Origin of the sequence: Streptomyces sp. NPDC051684 (assembly GCF_044453445.1) — a bacterium.
In the GTDB taxonomy this organism is placed as follows: domain Bacteria; phylum Actinomycetota; class Actinomycetes; order Streptomycetales; family Streptomycetaceae; genus Streptomyces.
This window is the reverse complement of the sequence record NZ_JBITCS010000022.1, coordinates 32967-52462: the sequence shown is the minus strand read 5'-3', so window position 1 is coordinate 52462 and position 19496 is coordinate 32967. Positions and strand designations below refer to the sequence as shown.

The window sequence follows — 19496 nt, the reverse complement described above, 5'->3', positions numbered from 1 at the left end:
GCACCGCGGCGTCGCCGACCTCTCACACCGCGGCGAGCCGGGTGTCCCGGTCGATGAGCGTCGCGTACTGGCCGCCGAGCGCCAGGAGTTCGTGATGCGTGCCGCGCTCGGCGACCCGGCCCTTGTCGAGGACGACGATCTCGTCGGCGTCGCGCACGGTCGAAAGCCGGTGGGCGACCGTGATCGTGGTGCGGCCCGCGCTCGCCGCGTCGATGGCCGCCTGGACGGCCTGCTCGGTCTGCGTGTCCAGGGCGCTCGTCGCCTCGTCGAGGACCAGGACGGGCGGATCGCGCAGGATGGCGCGGGCGATGGCCAGGCGCTGCTTCTCGCCGCCGGAGAAGCGGTAGCCGCGCTCCCCGACGACCGTGTCGTAGCCGTCCGGAAGCGCCGTCACGTAGTCGTGGATGTGCGCGATGCGGGCGGCCGCGTACAGCTCCTCGTCGGTGGCGTCGGGCTTCGCGAACCGCAGGTTGTCGGCGACGGTCGCGTGGAAGAGGTACGTCTCCTGCGAGACGACGCCGACGGCCGCCGCGAGGGTGTCGAAGGACAGGTCGCGCACGTCGCACCCGTCGATTGTCACGCTGCCCGAACTCGCGTCGTACAGACGGGGGATGAGATAACTCAGCGTCGTCTTGCCCGACCCGGTCTCGCCGACCACGGCGAGGCTCCCGCCGGCCGGCACCCGCACGTCGACGCCCTCCAGGGTGGGCCGCGCCGCCCCCGCGTAGGAGAAGCCCACTCCGTGCAGACACACCTCGCCGCGCAACTCCTTGGGCACCACGGGGTGTTCGGGTTCGGCGACGTCGACCGGGAGGTCGAGGTACTCGAAGATGCGGGCGAACAGCTCCAGCGAACTCTGGATGTCGATGCCGATCGTGAGCAGCCGCTGCGCGGGCCGGAACAGGGCCTGCTGGAGCGTCGTGAACGCCACCAGGGAGCCGAGCGAGAGGGCCGGGCCGCCGCCGGCCGCGAGACCCGCGACCCAGTAGATGACCGCGGGCATGGACGCCATCACGACCCAGATCGTCGACTGGTACCACAGGCCCGCCGTACTGGCCCGAACCTCGATCGCGGTCAGCTTGCGGGACTCGTCCGCGAACGAGTCGGCCAGGGACCGGGAGCGGCCCATGGTGTGGCCGAGCATGATGCCGCTGACCGACAGCGACTCCTGGACCATGGACGTCAGATCGGCGAAGTGCCGCTGGCGTTCGCGGGTGATGACCCGGCGCTCGTCACCGACATGGCGGCTCACCCACACGAAGGCGGGCAGCATCACCATCGAGGCGATGGTCAGCCGCCAGTCGAGCAGCAGCATCGCCGTCGTCGTCGCGACGACGATCGTCAGGTCGGAGACCAGGGCGGTGGCGGTGGTCGTCACCGTCACCTGCATGCCGCCGATGTCGTGGGCGATGCGGGACTGCACCTCACCGGTGCGGGTGCGGGTGAAGAAGGCGAGCGACATGCGCTGGAGATGGGCGTAGACGGCGGTGCGCAGATCGTGCATCACCAACTGGCCCACCCTGGCGGAGACATGGGTCTGCCACACGTTGAAGGTGCTGGTGGCGACCGAGATGACGATCATGCCGAGGGCGAGCAGCGACAGCAGACCGGTACGGCCCTTCGGCAGCGCCTCGTCCATGATCTCCCGGATCAGGAACGGATTGACGAGGGAGACCAGGGACGAGGCCGCGACCAGCGCCGCGACGAACAACAGGCTCCGGCGGTACGGGCGGAACAGCCCGAGGACACGCCGCTTGTGCGGGGGGAGCGAGGCGGTGGCCGACCCGGTGGTGGTCACGCTGGTCTCCTTCGTGAGGTCGGGTCGGATCAGGCCCTGGCGCCGGAGCGCAGGACGAGCGCCGAGTTGAAACCGCCGTGGCCGCGGGCCAGGACGAGGGCCGTCGCCAGGGCGGTGCGCCGCGGCTCGGTGACCAGATCGAGGCCGTACGCGGCGCTCGGCACCACGTGTGCGGTCGGCGGGATCACCCCGTCGCGCAGCGCGAGCAGCGCGGTCGCCACGTCGAGGGGCCCGGCGCCCGAACCGAGGCGGCCCGTCATCGTCTTGGGCGCGGTGACCGGCACCGCCCGCGCGCCGAACACGCCGTTGATGGCGTCGGCCTCCTCGCGGTCGAGCTCCACGACGCCCGCCGCGTCGGCGAGGACCACGTCGACGTCGCCGGGGCGCACCCCCGCGTCGTCCAGCGCGACCTCGATCGCCGTGCGCAGCCCCGGGGGCCGGCCGCTGCCGGGTCGGGGGTCGAACGTGGCGCCGTACCCGCTGAGTTCGCCGTAGACCTGACGGGCGCCACGGCGCCGCGCCGCCTCGGCCTCCTCCAGGATCAGCAGCGCGCCGCCCTCGCCGGGCACATGACCGCAGGCCTCCGCGTCGAAGGGGAGGTAGGCGCGCTCCGGCTGGTCCGCGGTGCTCAGCCGGCCGGAGGTGAGCTGCGCGGCCCAGCCCCACGGACAGATCGCCGCGTCGACCCCGCCGGACAGGATGAGGTCACTGCCCTTGCGGACCAGCCGCCGCGCGTGCCCGAGCGCGTCGAGGCCGCCGGCCTGGTCGCCCACCACGACACCGCTGGGGCCGCGCATGCCGTGCCGGATGGAGATCTGGCCGGTGTTCACGGCGTAGAACCAGGCGAAGGACTGGTAGGCGCTGACGTACTGGCTGCCCTTGCTCCACAGGTTCTTCAGCTGCTCCTGGCCGAACTCGAAGCCGCCCGACGTGCTGGCGGTCATCACCCCCATGCCGTACGCGTCGGCCTGCCGCGGGTCCACGTCCGCGTCGGCCAGCGCGTGATCGGCGCCGACGAGGGCGAGCTGCGTCATCCGGTCGGTCTGCGGCAGCAGCCGGCTCGGCAGATGCTCCTCGGCGCCGAACCCGTCGATCTCGCCCGCGAGTTGGGCGGGGTACTGGCGCGGGTCGAAGCGTGTGATGCGGCCGATGCCGCTCTTGGACGCCAGGGTCGCGTCCCAGAACCCCTGGGTGCCGAAGCCGTTGGGGGAGAGGACTCCGATACCGGTCACCACGACTTGAGAACTCATGCCGTCCTGTTCCTGTCCGGTCGAGCGAGCACCATGGCGCTCTGGAAACCGCCGAAGCCGCTGCCGACGGTGAGCACCGTGTCGGTGCGCCAGTCGCGCGCGGTCAACGGCACGTAGTCGAGATCGCATTCGGGGTCGGGATCGTGCAGATTGGCCGTCGGCGGCACCACGTGGTTCTCCATGGCGAGCACCGACGCGGCGATCTCGATCGAGCCGATCGCGCCCAGCGAGTGCCCGACCATCGACTTGATCGAGCTCATCGGGGTGCGGCGGGCGTGCTCGCCGAGGCCGCGCTTGACGGCGCTCGTCTCGTGCCGGTCGTTCTGCTTGGTGCCCGAACCATGGGCGTTGACGTAGTCGACCTCCCGCGCGTCGACCCGTGCCTCGTCCAGGGCGGCGCCGATGGCCTCGGCCATCTCCAGGCCGTCGGGCCGCAGCCCCGTCATGTGGAAGGCGTTGCAGCGCGAGGCGTACCCGGCGACCTCCGCGTAGACATGGGCGCCGCGCCGGCGCGCGGACTCCCACTCCTCCAGGACGAACATCGCCGAACCCTCGCCGAGGACGAACCCGTTGCGGGTGCGGTCGAAGGGCCGGGAGGCGTGCTCCGGGTCGTCGTTGCGCGGGGTCGTCGCCTTGATGGCGTCGAAGCACGCCAGGGTGATCGGCGAGATCGGCGCATCCGTGGCCCCGGCGATCATCACGTCGGCCGAGCCGTCGCGGATCAGCTCCGCGGCGTACCCGACGGAGTCGATGCCGGAGGTGCAGCCGGTGGAGACCACCGTGGCGGGACCCTCGGCGCCGACCGCCCAGGCGACCTCGGCCGCGAACGAACTCGGCACGAAGTAGTTGTAGAGGTGCGGCACGGCGTACGTGTGGTCGACGAGGTCGAGCCGGCCGCCGTCGCTCACCACCCGGTACTCGTCGTCGAGCCCCATGGTGGCGCCCACCGCGCTCCCGACGGCCACCCCGACGCGGTGCGGGGCGCTCGCCGTCAGGTCCAACTGGCTGTCCGCGAGCGCCTCGCCGGCGGTGACCAGGGCGAACTGCGCGGCCCTGTCGGTGCGCCGGATCTCCTGCGGGCGCAGCCCGTGCTCGTAGGGGTCGAAGTCGACCTCGGCGGCCACCCGGGAGCGGAACGGCGCCGCGTCGAAGAAGGTGATCGCACGGGTCGCGGTGCGGCCCTCGCTGAGCAGGTTCCAGAAGTTCTTGGTGCCGACCCCGCCCGGCGCGACCACGCCCACGCCGGTGATCACCACGCGCCGGCCGCTCACTTGGACTCCCAGGAGTAGAAACGGCGCGCCATCGCGTCGGCGGGCGAACGCCAGGTCGCGGGGTCGTAGGCGTCGATGAACGGGTCGAGGTCGCGGCTGATGCGCACGAACCGGGGATCCGTCTTCGCCTCCTCGATGCGCTCGCCGCCCTGCTCGTCCTCGAAGTCCTGGAGGTGGAAGTACAGGCCGTTGAACATGAAGAGCTGACGCCGCCGGGTGCCCATGCGGTGCGGCATGTCCGACTCGTCGAAGTCCTTGAAGAGCCGGGCCACGTCGGCGCTCGACCCGGAATCCATTCGGGCCACTATCAGATTGCTGTGCATACGACATCTCCTCGAAGCTGTGCCGTGCCTGTCACACATTCCTGACCAGTGCCGTCCATTGGGCGATCTCCTCGTCCGACAAGGGCGGCCAGCAGGGCTGTTCGGCAAGGTGCAGGTCGTAGTCCCCCGGTGAGGAGGGCGGATAGAGTCCGTTCCAGGCGTATCCCATCCACATCAGTCCCTCTCCGATCGTCTTTCCGAGGGACCGCACGACGGACCTTTTGCGGGGCCGCATATCAATCTCCGTTCGCGGGGCATGTGTTGCCGAAATCGGCGACTCCTCAAGAGGGAATCAGCGACGCGTGGACGATTGATGGAGTGCGTCCGGAGCGACGGTCGCGTCCTTCTCGAGCGGCGCCGCATCGGCCATCCCGGCGGCGAGCGTGGCTCCGTCGTGCAGGTCGACGATCAGGAACGAGCCGGTGCGCCGGTGGTCCGCGTAGTCGTCGACGGCCAGGGGTTCGGCCGTCCGCAGCACGACCCGCCCGATGTCGTTGACGTACAGGGCGTCCGGGTCCCGCCGGCGCCGCAGGGTGTCGATGTCCATGCGGTACGGCAGGTCGCTCACGCGGGCCCGCACCGTCTTGGTGGTGTGCTTGACCAGCACGGTGTCTCCCCGGCGCAGCGGGCGTTCGTGCAGGTGGCAGACGTGTGCCCGGAGGCCGCGGGTGAGTGGTGGCAGCGCCCCGGTCGGCGCGATCAGGTCCCCGCGGCACACGTCGATGTCGTCGGCGAGCCGCACCGTCACCGACTGCGGCGCCCACACCGTCCGCTCGGGCCTGCCCAGCACCTCCAGTGCGGAGACGGTCGTGGCGCGGCCGGAGGGCAGCACGGTGACGGGGTCCCCGACCCGCAGCACACCGGACGCCAACTGGCCCGCGTAGCCCCGGTAGTCGTGGAAGCCGTCGCGCCGCGGGCGGAGCACGTACTGCACCGGGAAACGGGCGTCGGCCGTGCGCGGATCCCCGCCCACGGAGACGGTCTCCAGGTACTCCAGGAGCGTCGGACCGCCGTACCAGTCCATCCGGGCCGAGGGACTCACCACGTTGTCCCCTGCGAGCGCCGAGACCGGGATCACCGTCACGGACGTGAGCCCGACCCCGCGCGCGTAGGAGGTGAACTCCCGTGTCACGGCGGCGAAGACGCTCTCCCGGTAGTCCACCAGGTCCATCTTGTTCACGGCGAGGACGACGTGCGGCACCCGAAGCAGCGCGGCGACGGCCGCGTGCCGCCGGGTCTGCTCGACGACCCCGTTGCGGGCGTCGACAAGCACCACGGCCAGGTCGGCCGTCGAGGCACCGGTCACCATGTTCCGCGTGTACTGCACGTGCCCCGGGGTGTCCGCGAGGATGAACCGGCGCCGGGGCGTCGCGAAGTAGCGGTGGGCGACGTCGATCGTGATGCCCTGCTCCCGCTCGGCGCGCAGCCCGTCGGTGAGCAGCGCCAGGTCGGGCGCCTCCTGCCCGCGTCCGGCCGAGGCCCGCGCCACGGCGTCCCACTGGTCGCTCAGCACAGACTTCGAGTCGTGCAGCAGCCGGCCCACCAGGGTCGACTTGCCGTCGTCGACGGACCCGGCGGTGGCGAACCGCAGCAGGGTGGCCGCGGCGGTGTGTCCGGTGCCGGTCATGGCTGTGGTGGCCGTCATGGCTAGAAGTACCCCTCGCGTTTGCGGTCCTCCATGGCGGCCTCGGACAGTTTGTCGTCGGCCCGGGTCGCGCCGCGTTCAGTGACGCGGCTGGCCGCGACCTCGGCGACGATCTCCGCGTCGGTGGCCGCGTCGGAGTCGACGGCGCCGGTGCACGACATGTCGCCGACGGTGCGGTAGCGCACCATGCGCCACTGCGGCGTCTCGCCCGCTCGCGGGCCGCCCCAGGCACCGGCGGTCAGCCACATGCCGGCGCGGGCGAACACCTCGCGCTTGTGCGCGTAGTAGATCGAGGGGAGCTCGACGCGCTCCCGCTCGATGTACTGCCACACGTCGAGCTCCGTCCAGTTGGACAGCGGGAACACCCGCACGTGCTCGCCCGGTACGTGTCGCCCGTTGTAGAGCTGCCACAGCTCGGGGCGCTGGCGGCGCGGATCCCAGGCGCCGAACTCGTCGCGCAGCGAGAAGACCCGCTCCTTGGCCCGCGCCTTCTCCTCGTCACGGCGCCCGCCGCCGAGCACCGCGTCGAACCGGTGCGCCGTCACGGCGTCCAGCAGCGGAACCGTCTGCAAGGGATTGCGGGTGCCGTCCGGGCGCTCCCGCAGCCGCCCCTCGTCGAGGTACTCCTGCACCGAGGCGACGTGCAGCCGCAGCCCGGCGCGCGCCACCACCCGGTCCCGGTGGGCCAGCACCTCGGGGAAGTTGTGCCCGGTGTCGACGTGCAGCAGCACGAACGGCGGCGGCGCGGGACGGAACGCCTTCAGGGCCAGATGCAGCATCACCAGGGAGTCCTTGCCCCCGGAGAAGAGGATCACCGGCCGCTCGAACTCGCCCGCGACCTCACGGAGCACGTGGACGGACTCCGCCTCCAGGGCGTCCAGATGGGACAGGTCGAACCCGGTTCCGGCGGGCGGCGCCGGGCTCTGCCTCGCCGACGTCATGCCAGGCCCCTCTCGGTCAGGAATCCGTGCAGTCGCGCGGTGCACGCGGCCACCGTCCGGCCGGTGGTGGCCACCCGCAGCTCCGGGTCGCGCGGTTCCTCGTAGGGGTCGTCGATCCCGGTGAGACCCGTCAGCCGCCCCGCGGCCTGGAGCGCGTAGAGCCCCTTCACGTCCCGTTCGCCGCACACCTCGGCGGGCGTCGACACATGCACCTCGACGAAGTCGGTGTCGTACGCGGCGTGGTGGGCGCGGACGGCCGCCCGGGAGGCGGCGTAGGGGGCGATGACCGGAGCGAGGACCGTGACACCGTGGGCCGCCAGCTTCTGCGCCACGAACCCGACCCGTCGCACGTGTGTGTCCCGGTCCTCGCGCGAGAAGCCGAGCCCGGCGGAGAGGAACAGGCGGATCTCGTCACCGTCGAGTATCTCCACCGGTCGGCCGCGCGCCCGCAGCCGCTCGGCCAGGGCACGGGCCAGGGTGGTCTTGCCCGCGCTGGGCAGCCCGGTCAGCCACACGGTGGCTCCGCGACCGCGCGGCGCGGAGCGCGCTGCGGCCTGCGCCGGTTCCTGGGTGTGAACGGGTGTCACGGCGGTACCTCCTCGACTGAGTTGTCGTACGGGCGACGGGCGCCGCCTCAGGACGTGGCGAACTCGACGAGGGTCCGGCCGAGCACATCCATGTCGATCCGGTGCCAGGAACCGGGCAGTTCCAGGGACTGCCCGCCCGGCAGGGCCGCGGCCGTGGCACGCGCGGCGGCCCGTAGCCACTCGCTGGTGTGATCGCTGTTGAGGACCAGGGCCGGCAGCTGGCAGCCGGCCAGCCGCTCGACGGGGACCTCGCAGTCGCCGCAGATCTCCAGGTCGTACGCGAGGGTGTGCGCGTTGGCCTCGTTGATCGCCCAGATCGGGCCCTTGCGCCAGTCGGCGACCGTGTCGGGCGTCAGCCCCAGGAAGCTGCCGAGGTAGTACTCGACCGCCTCGTGGCGCCGCTCCTGTTCCATCAGTACGCGGATCGTCTTGGCCACGTTCCAGGGCGGCTTGGGGAAGCCCTCGACCCGGTAGAACGGCTCGTGCAGCGCCAGCCTGCTGACCGGGGCACCGGACAGCACGGCCTCCACCGCCAGGTTCGCGCCCGAACTGCCCGCGAACACCACGGCGGACCCGCCGGCCTCCTCGATGACCGCCTCCAGGTCCTCGATCTCGCGCGCCACGGCGTACTGCGGGGCGTCCCCGCTCTCGCCGCGCCCGCGCCGGTCGTAGACGTAGGTGGTGCAGTGCGCGGTCAGCTCCGGCACCAGCGCGTCGAAGATGGTGTGGTCCCGGAACGAGCCGTTGAGCAGCACGATCGGCGGGCCCTGGCCCGCCTTCTCGTAGGCGATCGTCGTGCCGTCCCTCGAAACGACCTTGCGCATCACGCACTCCTCACGGCCTCACCGAGGCGCTGTCACCTCGCGTACTCGCAATCGTCGAGTGGGGTGGTGGACCACCGCTCGAGGGCCGGTCGTGAGAAGGGGCAAAGGTGCGTGAGAAGCGGCGGACGTGACGGAGGGCGGTGTGCGGGCCGACATTCGGTGTGGCGGGTGTGCACCGAGGGGGCGACGGCCGGGCGACGCTCAAGGCATGCTGGTGCCGATGCAGCGAGCGGCCACCGCCGAGGAGGCGGCCGCCCCGTACTCCGAGGAGGACTTCCGGTGACCGCACTCTCCTACGCGCACGGGACCAGCGAGGTGCCGCTCCTCGGAGACACCATCGGGCGCAATCTGCGGCGGGCCGTCGAGGCCTGGCCCGAGCGCGAGGCACTCGTCGACATGGCCGACGGGCGCCGCTGGACGTACGCCGAGTTCGGCGCGGACGTCGAGGAGCTGGCGCGCGGGCTGCTCGCGCGCGGCATCGCCAAGGGCGACCGCGTGGGCATCTGGGCGGTCAACTGCGCCGAGTGGGTGCTCGTGCAGTACGCGACCGCGCGGATCGGCGCGATCCTGGTGAACATCAACCCGGCCTACCGGTCACACGAGTTGGCGTTCGTACTCCAGCAGTCGGGTGTCTCGCTTCTCGTCTCGTCGACGGAGCACAAGGGCACGGACTACCGCGAGCTGGTCCGGCAAGTGGACCCCGAGTGCCCCGAGTTGCGCGACCGGGTCTTCATCGGCACGGACAGCTGGGACGCCCTGGTGGCAGCCGCCGACGGCGCCACGGTGGACCAACTCGCGGCCCGGGAGGCCGAGTTGTCCTGCGACGACCCGGTCAACCTCCAGTACACCTCCGGCACGACCGGCTTCCCGAAGGGGGCCACGCTCTCCCACCACAACATCCTCAACAACGGTTACTGGGTGGGGGAGACGGTCGGCTACAGCGAGCAGGACCGGGTGTGTCTGCCGGTGCCCTTCTACCACTGCTTCGGCATGGTGATGGGAAACCTCGGCGCCACCTCGCACGGCGCCTGCATCGTCATCCCGGGCCCGTCCTTCGAACCGGCCACCACCCTGCGCGCCGTGCAGCAGGAGCGGTGCACGGCGCTGTACGGCGTACCCACCATGTTCATCGCCGAGTTGAACCTGCCGGACTTCGCGGCGTACGACCTGGGCAGTCTGCGCACGGGCATCATGGCGGGCTCGCCGTGCCCCGCCGAGGTGATGAAGCGGGTCGTCTCCGAGATGCACATGGCCGAGGTCTCGATCTGCTACGGCATGACCGAGACCTCGCCCGTCTCCCTTCAAACGCGCCGCGACGACGACCTGGAGCGCCGCACCGGCACGGTCGGCCGCGTGCTGCCGCACATCGAGGTCAAGGTGGTCGACCCGGTCACCGGCGTCACACTGCCGCGCGGCGAGTCCGGCGAGCTGTGCACGCGCGGGTACAGCGTGATGCTCGGCTACTGGGGCGAGCCGGAGAAGACCGCCGAGGTCATCGACGCCGGCCGGTGGATGCACACGGGCGACCTGGCCGTCCTGCGTGACGACGGGTACGCGCAGATCGTCGGGCGCATCAAGGACATGATCATCCGTGGCGGCGAGAACATCTCCCCGCGCGAGATCGAGGAGTTCCTCTACGGCCACCCGAAGATCGCGGACGTGCAGGTCGTGGGCGTGCCGCACGAGAAGTACGGCGAGGAGGTGCTCGCCTGCGTGATCCTGCGGGACCCGGCGGACACACTGACCCTCGACGAGGTACGCGCCTTCTGCCGTGACCGGCTCGCGCACTACAAAATCCCGAGCCGACTGCGCCTTCTCGAACGGTTCCCGATGACCGTCAGCGGGAAGGTCCGGAAGGTGGAACTCCGAGAGGGGTACGGGGAGTTGTAGAACGGGAAACCTGTAGACAGGACCTGTAACCGAAAGGCAGGGAGCGTTACAGCTCTCTTCGCATGCACACCCTGGGCCACCGGTCCAGGCCGTGCTCGGCCTCGGCCGCGCGGATCGCGCGCAGCCCCGGGGTGAGCTCGGCCCTGGAGAGCCGGCGAAAACCGAGGCGCTCGTAGTACGGGGCGTTCCACGGCACGTCGGCGAACGTGGTCAGGGTGAGAGCGGTCAGGCCCTGGCCGCGCGCGCAGTCGGCGGCGCACGCGATCAGGGTCTGGCCCACACCTCGGCGGGCGGCGCGGGGGTGCACGGTGACCTGCTCGATGTGGTAGGCGCCGTCGACGACCTCGGCGACGAGGTAGGCGGCGATGTTCTCGGCGTCCTCGGCGTCCTCGGCGGCGACCCAGGCGTGCCCCGCCCGCCGGTACCGCTCCAGTTCGGCGAGTGTGGGCGGTGCGTCGTCGGCGATCGCGTCCATGCCGAGCGTACGGAAGATCTCGCCCGCGGCCGACTCGATCGCCTGGAGGCGGGGGAGGTCGGCGGGCTCGGCGGTACGAATGATCATCCGGCAAGTATGCCGAGAGCGCCCGCCGCGCTCACGCGGATTCACGCCCCGGCGATCAGCTCGTCGGCCGGGCTGTTCACCGGCTGCGGCATCCCGGCCAGGTCGAGGACGAACAGCGGGACGCCGAGGGCGTCGGCGCGGCTGCCGGCCTCGTCCGCGTAACCGGCCAGCGAGAAGTAGGCGCAGGCCGCGGACTCCGTCATCGACTGGAGCCACAGGCACTCCACGTCGCGCAGCGTCGCGGGCCGCACCGACGGCTCGACCTGGGCGACGACCCCGCTCGCCGCGAGCGCGATGCCGGAGGGCGGACGCTGGTCGGCCCTGCGCACGTCGTCGTAGCCGAGCCAGCGCAGATACAGCGCCACGGCCGTCACGGCGTCGCGCGCGGTGCGGATGGCGACGGGTTGGAACGCGGGGCGGTCGGGCGGGAGCGAGGGGGTGCGTGGGGACGCGCCCGTGCGCGGCAGCGGGATGTGGGCGGGCGCGGGGGCCTGGTCGTCGTGGACCGGGACGCGCAGTACGGAACCGCAGGCGCAGCCCAGCTCGGGCCGGGGCCAGCGGTCGTGCCGGCCGCACATCGGGCAGCGCAGCGTCATCCAGTCGTCGTCCCAGGTGCGCTCGGAGACGGGGACGGGGCTGGCGCCGCGCACCATCGGGGGCGCGACGGGCGCTCCGCAGGCGCAGGGCAGGGCCTGCGGAGCGTACAGATGCTCGCGCCGGCAGGTGGGGCAGCGCAGGTGGGCGGGCTCGGCCATGGCAACTCCCCCTTGCTCCTGCCCGGAAACGGATCGACGTCAGTCTCATCATCCACCTTGACGGCCTCCAAAGCGCCCCTCTACATTGCTTCCATATAGCAGAACCTAGTTTCCACATCGTGAAAGTGCCCGAAAGGGCCGCTCGAACGAGCGGGGGGGACTGGGTGACGGAATTCAGAGCTCGCCGCGGGGCGCGACGGGAGCGCGAATCCGACAGCCGTAGCCGTACACAGTCACAGCAGGAGTCGGGAGCACTCATGGCTCGAATGACCGCCGCCCGCGCGGCCGTTGAGATCCTCAAGCGCGAAGGCGTCAGCAACGCGTTCGGCGTGCCCGGTGCCGCCATCAACCCCTTCTACAGGGAGCTCAAGGAGAGCGGTGGCATCGACCACACGCTCGCCCGGCACGTCGAGGGCGCCTCGCACATGGCCGAGGGCTACACCCGGGCCAACCCGGGCAACATCGGTGTCTGCATCGGCACTTCGGGTCCCGCCGGGACCGACATGATCACCGGCCTGTACTCCGCCACGGGCGACTCGATCCCGATCCTGTGCATCACGGGCCAGGCCCCGAGTCACCTCCTGCACAAGGAGGACTTCCAGGCCGTCGACATCGCCACGATCGCCAAGCCGGTCGCGAAGATGGCGGTGACCGTCCTGGAGGCCGCGCAGGTCCCGGGCGTCTTCCAGCAGGCCTTCCACCTGATGCGTTCGGGTCGTCCCGGTCCCGTCCTCATCGACCTCCCCATCGACGTCCAGCAGACGGAGATCGAGTTCGACCCGGAGACGTACGAGCCGCTGCCGGTCTACAAGCCGGCCGCGAGCCGCGCCCAGATCGAGAAGGCGATCAAGCTCCTCGTCGAGTCCGAGCGGCCGCTGATCATCGCGGGCGGCGGCATCATCAACGCGGACGCGAGCGAGCTGCTCGTCGAGTTCGCCGAGGTCACCAACACGCCTGTCGTTCCCACGCTGATGGGCTGGGGCACGATCCCCGACGACCACGAGCTGAACGCGGGCATGGTCGGGCAGCAGACCGGTCACCGGTACGGCAACGCCACGTTCCTGGAGTCGGACTTCGTCCTCGGCATCGGCAACCGGTGGGCCAACCGTCACACCGGTTACAAGCTCGACGTCTACCAGGGCGAGCGCAAGTTCGTGCACGTCGACATCGAGCCGACGCAGATCGGCAAGATCTTCGCGCCGGACTACGGGATCACCTCCGACGCCAAGTCGGCCCTGGAGCTCTTCGTCGAGGTCGCCAAGGAACTGAAGGCCGCGGGCAAGCTGCCGGACCGCTCCGCGTGGGTCGCCTCGCACCTGGAGCGAAAGGAGACCCTCCAGCGCCGTACGCACTTCGACGACATCCCCATGAAGCCGCAGCGCGTCTACGAGGAGATGAACAAGGCGTTCGGCAAGGACACCCGGTACGTCACGACGATCGGCCTCTCGCAGATCGCCGGCGCGCAGATGCTGCACGTCTACAAGCCGCGGCACTGGATCAACTGCGGCCAGGCGGGTCCGCTCGGCTGGACCATCCCGGCGGCGCTCGGCGTCTCCAAGGCCGACCCGGACACGCAGGTCGTCGCGCTCTCCGGCGACTACGACTTCCAGTTCATGATCGAGGAGCTGGCGGTCGGTGCGCAGCACCGCATCCCGTACGTCCACGTGCTGGTGAACAACGCGTACCTGGGCCTGATCCGCCAGGCCCAGATCGGCCTGGACATCAACTTCCAGGTCAACCTGGAGTTCGAGAACCAGAACAGCCCCGAGCTGGGCGTCTACGGCGTCGACCACGTCAAGGTCGCCGAGGGCCTCGGCTGCAAGGCGATCCGCGTGACGGACCCGAACGAGCTGGGTGCCGCCTTCGAACAGGCCAAGAAGATGGCCCAGGAGTTCCAGGTCCCGGTGGTCGTGGAGGCGATCCTGGAGCGCATCACGAACATCGCGATGAGCCCGACGGCCGACATCAGCGCGGTCAAGGAGTTCGAGGAGGTCGCGACGGAGCCGGGGCACGCGCCGACGGCCATCCGGCCGCTGAAGGTCTGACAACCGCTCCGCGCAGTACGAGGACGGGCCCCCGCTTCCACGGAACCGGGGGCCTTCCCGCGCTCCGGCCGTCCCGGGCCGGCGGCGGACAACCGCGACCGACGCACCCGCCCCTCGCGGCACGGTCCCGCCGGACCCCGCCCCCATGGGAAGTCGCCCTCCCGTGGACGTGCGCCGTGGTCGATGCCTACGGCCATCGCGACGCGTAACGGCCCTCGTCCGCCCCCGCCGTCGCCCCGCTCACCTCCCACCCACCCGCCCCCTCCGGGAGCTTCGGCCCCGCCGGTGTTGGGCGCCGTGGCCGACGCGCGCGGCCATCGTGACGCGGCACCACCCTCGGCGCGGCACCACCCTCGGCGCGGCACTGCTGGAGCCCACCGGCACCGTCGCCCGCCCATCTCCACCCGCCCCTCCGAGGGCTTCGGCCGCCCCGGGGCATGCGCCGTGGTCGGCGCTGAGGCCATCGCGACGCGTCAGGGCCCTTGTCCACCCCCGCCGTTGCCCGCCCACCTCCCACCGACCCGCCCCCTCCGGGGGCTTCGGCCCCCCCCCGAGGCAGGGTGGGTTGGTGTTCCGGGGGAAGTGCCTGTGGTCATCGTTCCGCGGCACAGCAGCCCCCGGGCCGCGCCCATGCCGCTCGTCGCCTCGGGCAGTTCGCGTGCCGTGGTCGGCGCGCGCGAGCATTTTGGCGCGGCACCGCCGGAGTCCGCCGCGCACCGGCGTCCGCTCACCTGCCCCCTCCGGGCTTCGGTCCGACCGGCGTGCGGCTTCTGTGCCGGCGTCGGCGCCTGAGCTGATGGCGCGCGGCACCGTGGACCGCCTTGCCCACCCTGCCGCCCCAGGCGGCAGATTGCCCAAGGCGGCCGGGGCACGGCCCTGCCGTCGCCGCGAGGAGCCGTGGCCGGCCGCGGCACCCCGTCGGGCCGACGCCCCTGGAGGGGGCGGGTGGCTGGGAGATGGGCGGGAGCGACGGCGCACAGGCGAGGCGTAGAAGCGTGACGTAGAGGCGCCTGGTGCGGGCGTCGTGTGGAGGCGCGCCGACGCGGCGCCCGTGCAGGTACGGCGTGCAGACGCGGTACGGGGGTGAGGCGTCGGGCGCGGCGTGGAGACGAGGCGCGGGGCGAGGCGACAGACGCGGCGCGCCGACGAGACGCAGACGCGGGGCACAGACACGAGGCCCAGGTGCGAGGCATGGGCATCGGACACGGGTCCGAGGTCCGTGCGCTGCACACGGGTACGAGACCTGTGCACGGAGCCCGGGGCCCAGGTCCAGGCGCGGGAGCCAAGTACGAGGCCTGGGTGCAGGGCCCGTACGTCGCCCTGGCGCGCCGGGCAGCGTTGAGCCAGGCCAATCAAGCCCCTGCGGCGATTGAGCAGCGGGGTCCGGGGCGGAGCCCCGAGGCGTAGGACGGTCGACTGCAATGGCCGGACACCGCCGCGCCATGGACGTGGAAAGCCGCCGACCGGCATCGGCCCCCGTCCCGGTAGCAGAAGACCCCCCGAGGCCTGGGACGGCCGACCGTCACAACCGGGAACCGAAGCGCCACGGACGCGGAAGTCGCCGACCGGCACCGCCCCCGTCCCGGTACCCCTGCGGACGCAGAAGAGCGCCGAGTCCGGGACCGTCCGAACTCGGCGCTCTGGCCGGGAAGTTGTTGCCGTCCGACGGCGCGCGACTGGCGAAACATGCATGCGCGCCACCGGACGGAGACCGCATGGGCCGGAAGGCCCAAGGGACCCCAACGGTCAGACCCCGTCAGGGAATTGGCCGGGACCACGGCGGCTGTCGTACGACGGTTCCCCGCCCGCTCTTCCTCAGGTCGAAAGAGGAGCGGCGAACCTTCACCACCGCACTGGCTCGTACGCTGCACAAGCCGCCGCGGTCCCCGCACGGCGCCAGCCGCAACGACTGGCGCAGTCTCCCGCTACCGCCCGCCAGACCACCCCTCATCCGGGTCGTGGCAGACGGCGCGGGCCATTGCGTACGAGGGAAGACCTCCCGTCAACCCTCTTACGCGGTCTGGGTGTTGCCCGGCGGGATCAGTCCTCGCGCAGGGCGCGGACCGCCTCCTCCACGCGCTTGCCGTAGTCGGCGTCGGCGGCGTGGAAGTGGGCCAGGTTCTTCTCCACGATGTCGTCGCGCGAGACCTGGGAGAGGCCGCCCGCGATGTTCGCGACCAGGCGTCCCTTCTCGTCCTCGGACATCAGGCGGTACAGCTCGCCCGCCTGGAAGAAGTCGTCGTCCTTCGTGTGGGCCGGGGCCTCGTGCGTACCCGTGTGGCCGTTGACCGCGAGCGGCGCGGCCAGCGGGCGGCCGGTCTCGACCGGGCCGTCGAAGGAGTTCGGCTCGTAGTTCTTGCGGCTGCGGGCGTACGCGTTCGCCGCCATCAGGCCGTCGCGGCCGTAGTTGTCCGCGCCGCCCTCGACGCCCTTCGGCGCGTTGACCGCGAGCTGGGTGTGGTTGACGCCCAGGCGGTAGCGGTGCGCGTCCGCGTAGGCGAACAGGCGGCCCTGGAGCATCTTGTCGGGGGAGGGGCCGATGCCCGGAACGAAGTTGTTCGGGGAGAAGGCGGCCTGCTCGACCTCGGCGAAGACGTTCTCGGGGTTGCGGTCCAGGACCAGGCGGCCCACGCGCTGCAGCGGGTAGTCCTTGTGCGGCCACACCTTGGTGAGGTCGAACGGGTTGAAGCGGTAGTCCGCGGCCTCGGCGGCCGGCATCAGCTGGACGTACACGGTCCAGGACGGGTTCACGCCGCGCTCGATGGCCTGCAGCAGGTCCGTCTGGTGCGAGTTGGCGTCCTTGCCCGCGATCTCCGCGGCCTGGTCGGACGACAGGCTGCGCACGCCCTGGTTCGTCTTGAAGTGGTACTTCACGAAGAAGGCCTCGCCCGCCTCGTTCGTCCACTGGTAGGTGTGCGAACCGTAGCCGTTCATGTGGCGGTAGGACGCCGGGATGCCGCGGTCACCCATCAGCCAGGTGATCTGGTGCGTGGCCTCGGGGGCGTGCGCCCAGAAGTCCCAGACGTTCTCCGGCTCCTGCTTGCCCGTGAACGGGTCGCGCTTCTGGGAGTGGATGAAGTCGGGGAACTTCAGCGGGTCCTTGATGAAGAAGACCGGGGTGTTGTTGCCGACGAGGTCGTAATTGCCCTCTTCGGTGTAGAACTTGAGCGCGAAGCCGCGGGGGTCACGGACGGCGTCCGCCCCACCGAGGTTGTCGGCGACGGTCGAGAAGCGCAGGAAGACCTCGGTGCGCTTGCCGACCGAGTTCAGGAAGTCGGCGTACGTGTAGTCGGTGACGTCGTCCGTCACCTCGAAGTAGCCGTAGGCGCCGGAGCCACGGGCGTGCACCACGCGCTCCGGGATGCGCTCGCGGTTGAAGCGGGCGAGCTTCTCCAGGAGGTGCTGGTCCTGGAGGAGGATCGGGCCGCCGACGCCTGCGGTGGCGGAGTTCTGGTTGTCGGCGACAGGGGCGCCGGACTCGGTGGTGAGCACACGCTTCGGCATTCTTCGAGGCGACCTTCCGTGCAGTGGCTGCTGACGATGAGAGCGGTTTACGGGGGCGATGGTGTGGAGCGTAAGGACCCCTGAACAGCTACGTCAACAGTTTGTTGAAGTTATGGGTACGCGAATGAGGGTTCCGGGCCGCGGCGGCGCCTGGGCGCGACAGGACAGGTGTCAGCGCCGCCACGGCCCGGAAGTCTGGGGGTTGGTGCCTACTTGGGCTGGTCGCCCGAGAGGCGCTCGACCGAGCGCAGCAGCGCCGAGTGGTCGAGGCCGCCGTCGCCCTGGGTGCGCAGCGACGCGACCAGCTGGGCGACCGTGGCGCCGACGGGCAGCGCGGCACCGACGTTGCGGGCGGCGTCGGTGACGATGCCCATGTCCTTGTGGTGCAGGTCGATGCGGAAGCCCGGCTTGAAGTCCCGGTTCAGGAAGTTGTCCTTCTTGCGGGTCAGCACGGTGGAGCCGGCGAGACCGCCGTTGAGGACGTCCAGGGCCGCCTTCAGGTCGACGCCGGACTTCTCCAGGAAGACCACGGCCTCGGCGCACGCCTGGATGTTCACGGCGACGATCAGCTGGTTGGCGGCCTTCACGGTCTGGCCCGAGCCGTGCGGACCGCACAGCACGATGGTCTTGCCGAGCGCGTCGAGCAGCGGCTTGGCCTCGTCGAACTCGGCCTGCTCACCGCCGACCATGATGGACAGGACGGCCTCGATCGCACCGGCCTCGCCACCGGAGACGGGGGCGTCCAGGACGCGGATGCCCTTGTCCTTGGCGGCCTTCGCGAGGTCGACCGAGGTCTGCGGGGTGATCGAGGACATGTCGACGAGCAGGGCGCCCGACTTCGCGTTCTCCAGGATGCCGTCCGGGCCGTAGGCGATGGCCTCGACCTGCGGGGAGGCCGGAACCATCGTCACGACGACGTCGGCGTCCTTGACGGCCTCGGCGATCGACTTGGCGGCGGTGCCGCCGGCGGCCGTGAGGCGGTCCAGCTTGTCCTGCTCCAAGGTGAAGCCCGTGACGTCGTAACCGGCCTTGATCAGGTTCTCCGACATGGGGGAGCCCATGATGCCGAGACCGATCCACGCGACCTTGGGGAGGTTGTTGCTCATGAGGGTGACTCCAAATGCCTTGATAAGTCGATGAGTTGGCGCCTGGCGAAGGGGCGCCGCGTGCTCAGGCCGCGCGGTGCTCGCGCGGCAGCCAGTCGAAGGCCTCGGCGCTCGGGGCGTCGCCCGGCTTGTACTCCAGGCCCACGTAGCCCTCGTAGCCGGCCTTCTTCAGCTGGTCGAGCAGGTCTTCCAGCGGCAGCGAACCGGTGCCCGGCGCGCCACGGCCCGGGTTGTCGGCGATCTGCACGTGCGCCGTCCTGTCGGTGTAGGCGCTGATGATCGCCTGGAGGTCCTCGCCGTTCATGGACAGGTGGTACAGGTCCATCAGGAACTTGGCGTTGCCGAGGCCGGTCGCCGCGTTCACCTTGTCCACGATCTCGATCGCCTTGGGGGCGCTCACGATCGGGCACTTCGGCGACTCCGGCGCGTTCAGCGCCTCGATCAGCAGCACGGCGCCGACGCGGTCGGCCGCGCGGGCGGCGAGCACCAGGTTCTCCAGGGCGAGCTCGTCCTGCTCCTGCTCGGAGACGCCCTCCACGCGGTTGCCGTACAGCGCGTTGAGCGCCGTGCAGCCGAGGGACTGGGCGAAGTCGGCCGCGACGTCGATGTTCGCGCGGAACTTCTCGCTCTCCTCGCCGGGGATCGACAGGGCGCCCCGGTCCGGGCCCGGCAGCCGGCCCGCGTAGAAATTCAGGCCGGTGAGCTGGACGCCCGCGTCGTTGATCGCGGCGCGCAGGGCGTCGAGCTCGGACTGCTCGGGGGTGGGGGCGTCGACCCAGGGCCACCACAGCTCGACCGCGGTGAAGCCCGCCGCGGCCGCGGCCGCGGGGCGCTCCAGGAGCGGGAGCTCGGTGAAGAGGATCGACAGGTTGACGTTGAAGCGCTGGTCTGTGAAGCCCATCAGGGTCGGCGCTCCCTTCAGGTTCGTCATGGTCGAGCTTCCGTATTGCGGAAGTTCGTTTCTACTTGATGGAAGATTGCCTGTAAGGGCTCGT

Annotated in this window: 15 protein-coding genes; 2 read left to right on the top strand and 13 right to left on the bottom strand. The window is 71.0% G+C overall.

All coding sequences use genetic code 11. The features are described 5' to 3' along the window. Window positions 1–22 precede the first annotated feature (22 nt). From ACIA8D_RS25510 to ACIA8D_RS25475, 8 genes are all read right to left on the bottom strand, one after another. A complete protein-coding gene (locus ACIA8D_RS25510; RefSeq protein WP_399235820.1) occupies window positions 23–1828 on the bottom strand; it encodes an ABC transporter ATP-binding protein in 1806 nt (601 codons plus the stop codon). After that, window positions 1828–3048 carry a ketosynthase chain-length factor gene (locus tag ACIA8D_RS25505; RefSeq protein WP_399235771.1) on the bottom strand — a complete coding sequence of 407 codons (1221 nt, stop codon included), beginning with the start codon at window positions 3046–3048 and terminating at the stop codon, window positions 1828–1830. Before ACIA8D_RS25505 ends, ACIA8D_RS25510 begins: the two co-directional genes overlap by 1 nt. Beyond that, window positions 3045–4319, bottom strand: a complete 1275-nt coding sequence (locus ACIA8D_RS25500) for a beta-ketoacyl-[acyl-carrier-protein] synthase family protein (RefSeq protein WP_399235769.1) — start codon at window positions 4317–4319, stop codon at window positions 3045–3047. Before ACIA8D_RS25500 ends, ACIA8D_RS25505 begins: the two co-directional genes overlap by 4 nt. Then, window positions 4316–4642: a TcmI family type II polyketide cyclase gene (locus ACIA8D_RS25495; RefSeq protein WP_399235767.1), complete on the bottom strand. Its 327-nt coding sequence runs from the start codon at window positions 4640–4642 to the stop codon at window positions 4316–4318. Before ACIA8D_RS25495 ends, ACIA8D_RS25500 begins: the two co-directional genes overlap by 4 nt. A gap of 292 nt (window positions 4643–4934) precedes the next feature. After that, window positions 4935–6287, bottom strand: coding sequence for a sulfate adenylyltransferase subunit 1 (locus ACIA8D_RS25490; protein WP_399235766.1), 1353 nt, complete (start codon window positions 6285–6287; stop codon window positions 4935–4937). A 2-nt stretch (window positions 6288–6289) separates the two neighbouring features. After that, window positions 6290–7228, bottom strand: a complete 939-nt coding sequence (gene cysD / locus ACIA8D_RS25485; protein WP_399235764.1) for a sulfate adenylyltransferase subunit CysD — start codon at window positions 7226–7228, stop codon at window positions 6290–6292. Beyond that, on the bottom strand, window positions 7225–7815 hold the full coding sequence (cysC, locus tag ACIA8D_RS25480; RefSeq protein WP_399235762.1) for an adenylyl-sulfate kinase: 591 nt from the start codon (window positions 7813–7815) through the stop codon (window positions 7225–7227). Before cysC ends, cysD begins: the two co-directional genes overlap by 4 nt. A gap of 47 nt (window positions 7816–7862) precedes the next feature. Then, window positions 7863–8639 carry an alpha/beta fold hydrolase gene (locus ACIA8D_RS25475; RefSeq protein ID WP_399235760.1) on the bottom strand — a complete coding sequence of 259 codons (777 nt, stop codon included), beginning with the start codon at window positions 8637–8639 and terminating at the stop codon, window positions 7863–7865. Between the two features lie 279 nt (window positions 8640–8918). Here ACIA8D_RS25475 and ACIA8D_RS25470 point away from each other — a divergent pair, with 279 nt between their 5' ends. Further along, the gene (locus ACIA8D_RS25470) at window positions 8919–10529 is read left to right on the top strand and encodes an AMP-binding protein (protein WP_399235758.1); all 1611 of its coding nucleotides are present in this window, start codon (window positions 8919–8921) and stop codon (window positions 10527–10529) included. 46 nt (window positions 10530–10575) lie between these two features. On the opposite strand, the gene ACIA8D_RS25465 is transcribed toward ACIA8D_RS25470, so the two are convergent. Together ACIA8D_RS25465 and ACIA8D_RS25460 are read right to left on the bottom strand one after the other, a co-directional pair. Then, window positions 10576–11091: a GNAT family N-acetyltransferase gene (locus ACIA8D_RS25465; protein WP_399235757.1), complete on the bottom strand. Its 516-nt coding sequence runs from the start codon at window positions 11089–11091 to the stop codon at window positions 10576–10578. 41 nt (window positions 11092–11132) lie between these two features. Then, entirely contained in the window at window positions 11133–11846 is a 714-nt protein-coding gene (locus tag ACIA8D_RS25460) for a hypothetical protein (RefSeq protein ID WP_399235755.1), read from the bottom strand. A gap of 257 nt (window positions 11847–12103) precedes the next feature. On the opposite strand from ACIA8D_RS25460, the gene gcl reads away from it, so the two are divergent. Beyond that, window positions 12104–13891 (top strand): glyoxylate carboligase, encoded by a 1788-nt coding sequence (gene gcl, locus ACIA8D_RS25455; protein WP_399235754.1) that lies wholly within the window; start codon window positions 12104–12106, stop codon window positions 13889–13891. A 2040-nt stretch (window positions 13892–15931) separates the two neighbouring features. On the opposite strand, the gene ACIA8D_RS25450 is transcribed toward gcl, so the two are convergent. From ACIA8D_RS25450 to ACIA8D_RS25440, 3 genes are all read right to left on the bottom strand, one after another. After that, entirely contained in the window at window positions 15932–17395 is a 1464-nt protein-coding gene (locus tag ACIA8D_RS25450; protein ID WP_399235752.1) for a catalase, read from the bottom strand. Window positions 17396–17604: 209 nt separating this feature from the next. Next, entirely contained in the window at window positions 17605–18501 is an 897-nt protein-coding gene (locus ACIA8D_RS25445) for a 2-hydroxy-3-oxopropionate reductase (RefSeq protein ID WP_399235750.1), read from the bottom strand. 64 nt (window positions 18502–18565) lie between these two features. Continuing rightward, window positions 18566–19402: a TIM barrel protein gene (locus ACIA8D_RS25440; protein WP_399235818.1), complete on the bottom strand. Its 837-nt coding sequence runs from the start codon at window positions 19400–19402 to the stop codon at window positions 18566–18568. Window positions 19403–19496 lie beyond the last annotated feature (94 nt).

Bases quoted from the DNA above. Each gene is read 5' to 3' on its own strand.
- ACIA8D_RS25505 (WP_399235771.1), bottom strand. From the start codon at position 3,048: ATGAGTTCTCAAGTCGTGGTGACCGGTATCGGAGTCCTCTCCCCCAAC.
- ACIA8D_RS25495 (WP_399235767.1), bottom strand. From the start codon at position 4,642: ATGCACAGCAATCTGATAGTGGCCCGAATGGATTCCGGGTCGAGCGCC.
- ACIA8D_RS25490 (WP_399235766.1), bottom strand. From the start codon at position 6,287: ATGACGGCCACCACAGCCATGACCGGCACCGGACACACCGCCGCGGCC.
- cysD (WP_399235764.1), bottom strand. From the start codon at position 7,228: ATGACGTCGGCGAGGCAGAGCCCGGCGCCGCCCGCCGGAACCGGGTTC.
- ACIA8D_RS25475 (WP_399235760.1), bottom strand. From the start codon at position 8,639: ATGCGCAAGGTCGTTTCGAGGGACGGCACGACGATCGCCTACGAGAAG.
- ACIA8D_RS25465 (WP_399235757.1), bottom strand. From the start codon at position 11,091: ATGATCATTCGTACCGCCGAGCCCGCCGACCTCCCCCGCCTCCAGGCG.
- ACIA8D_RS25460 (WP_399235755.1), bottom strand. From the start codon at position 11,846: ATGGCCGAGCCCGCCCACCTGCGCTGCCCCACCTGCCGGCGCGAGCAT.
- gcl (WP_399235754.1), top strand. From the start codon at position 12,104: ATGGCTCGAATGACCGCCGCCCGCGCGGCCGTTGAGATCCTCAAGCGC.
- ACIA8D_RS25450 (WP_399235752.1), bottom strand. From the start codon at position 17,395: ATGCCGAAGCGTGTGCTCACCACCGAGTCCGGCGCCCCTGTCGCCGAC.
- ACIA8D_RS25445 (WP_399235750.1), bottom strand. From the start codon at position 18,501: ATGAGCAACAACCTCCCCAAGGTCGCGTGGATCGGTCTCGGCATCATG.
- ACIA8D_RS25440 (WP_399235818.1), bottom strand. From the start codon at position 19,402: ATGGGCTTCACAGACCAGCGCTTCAACGTCAACCTGTCGATCCTCTTC.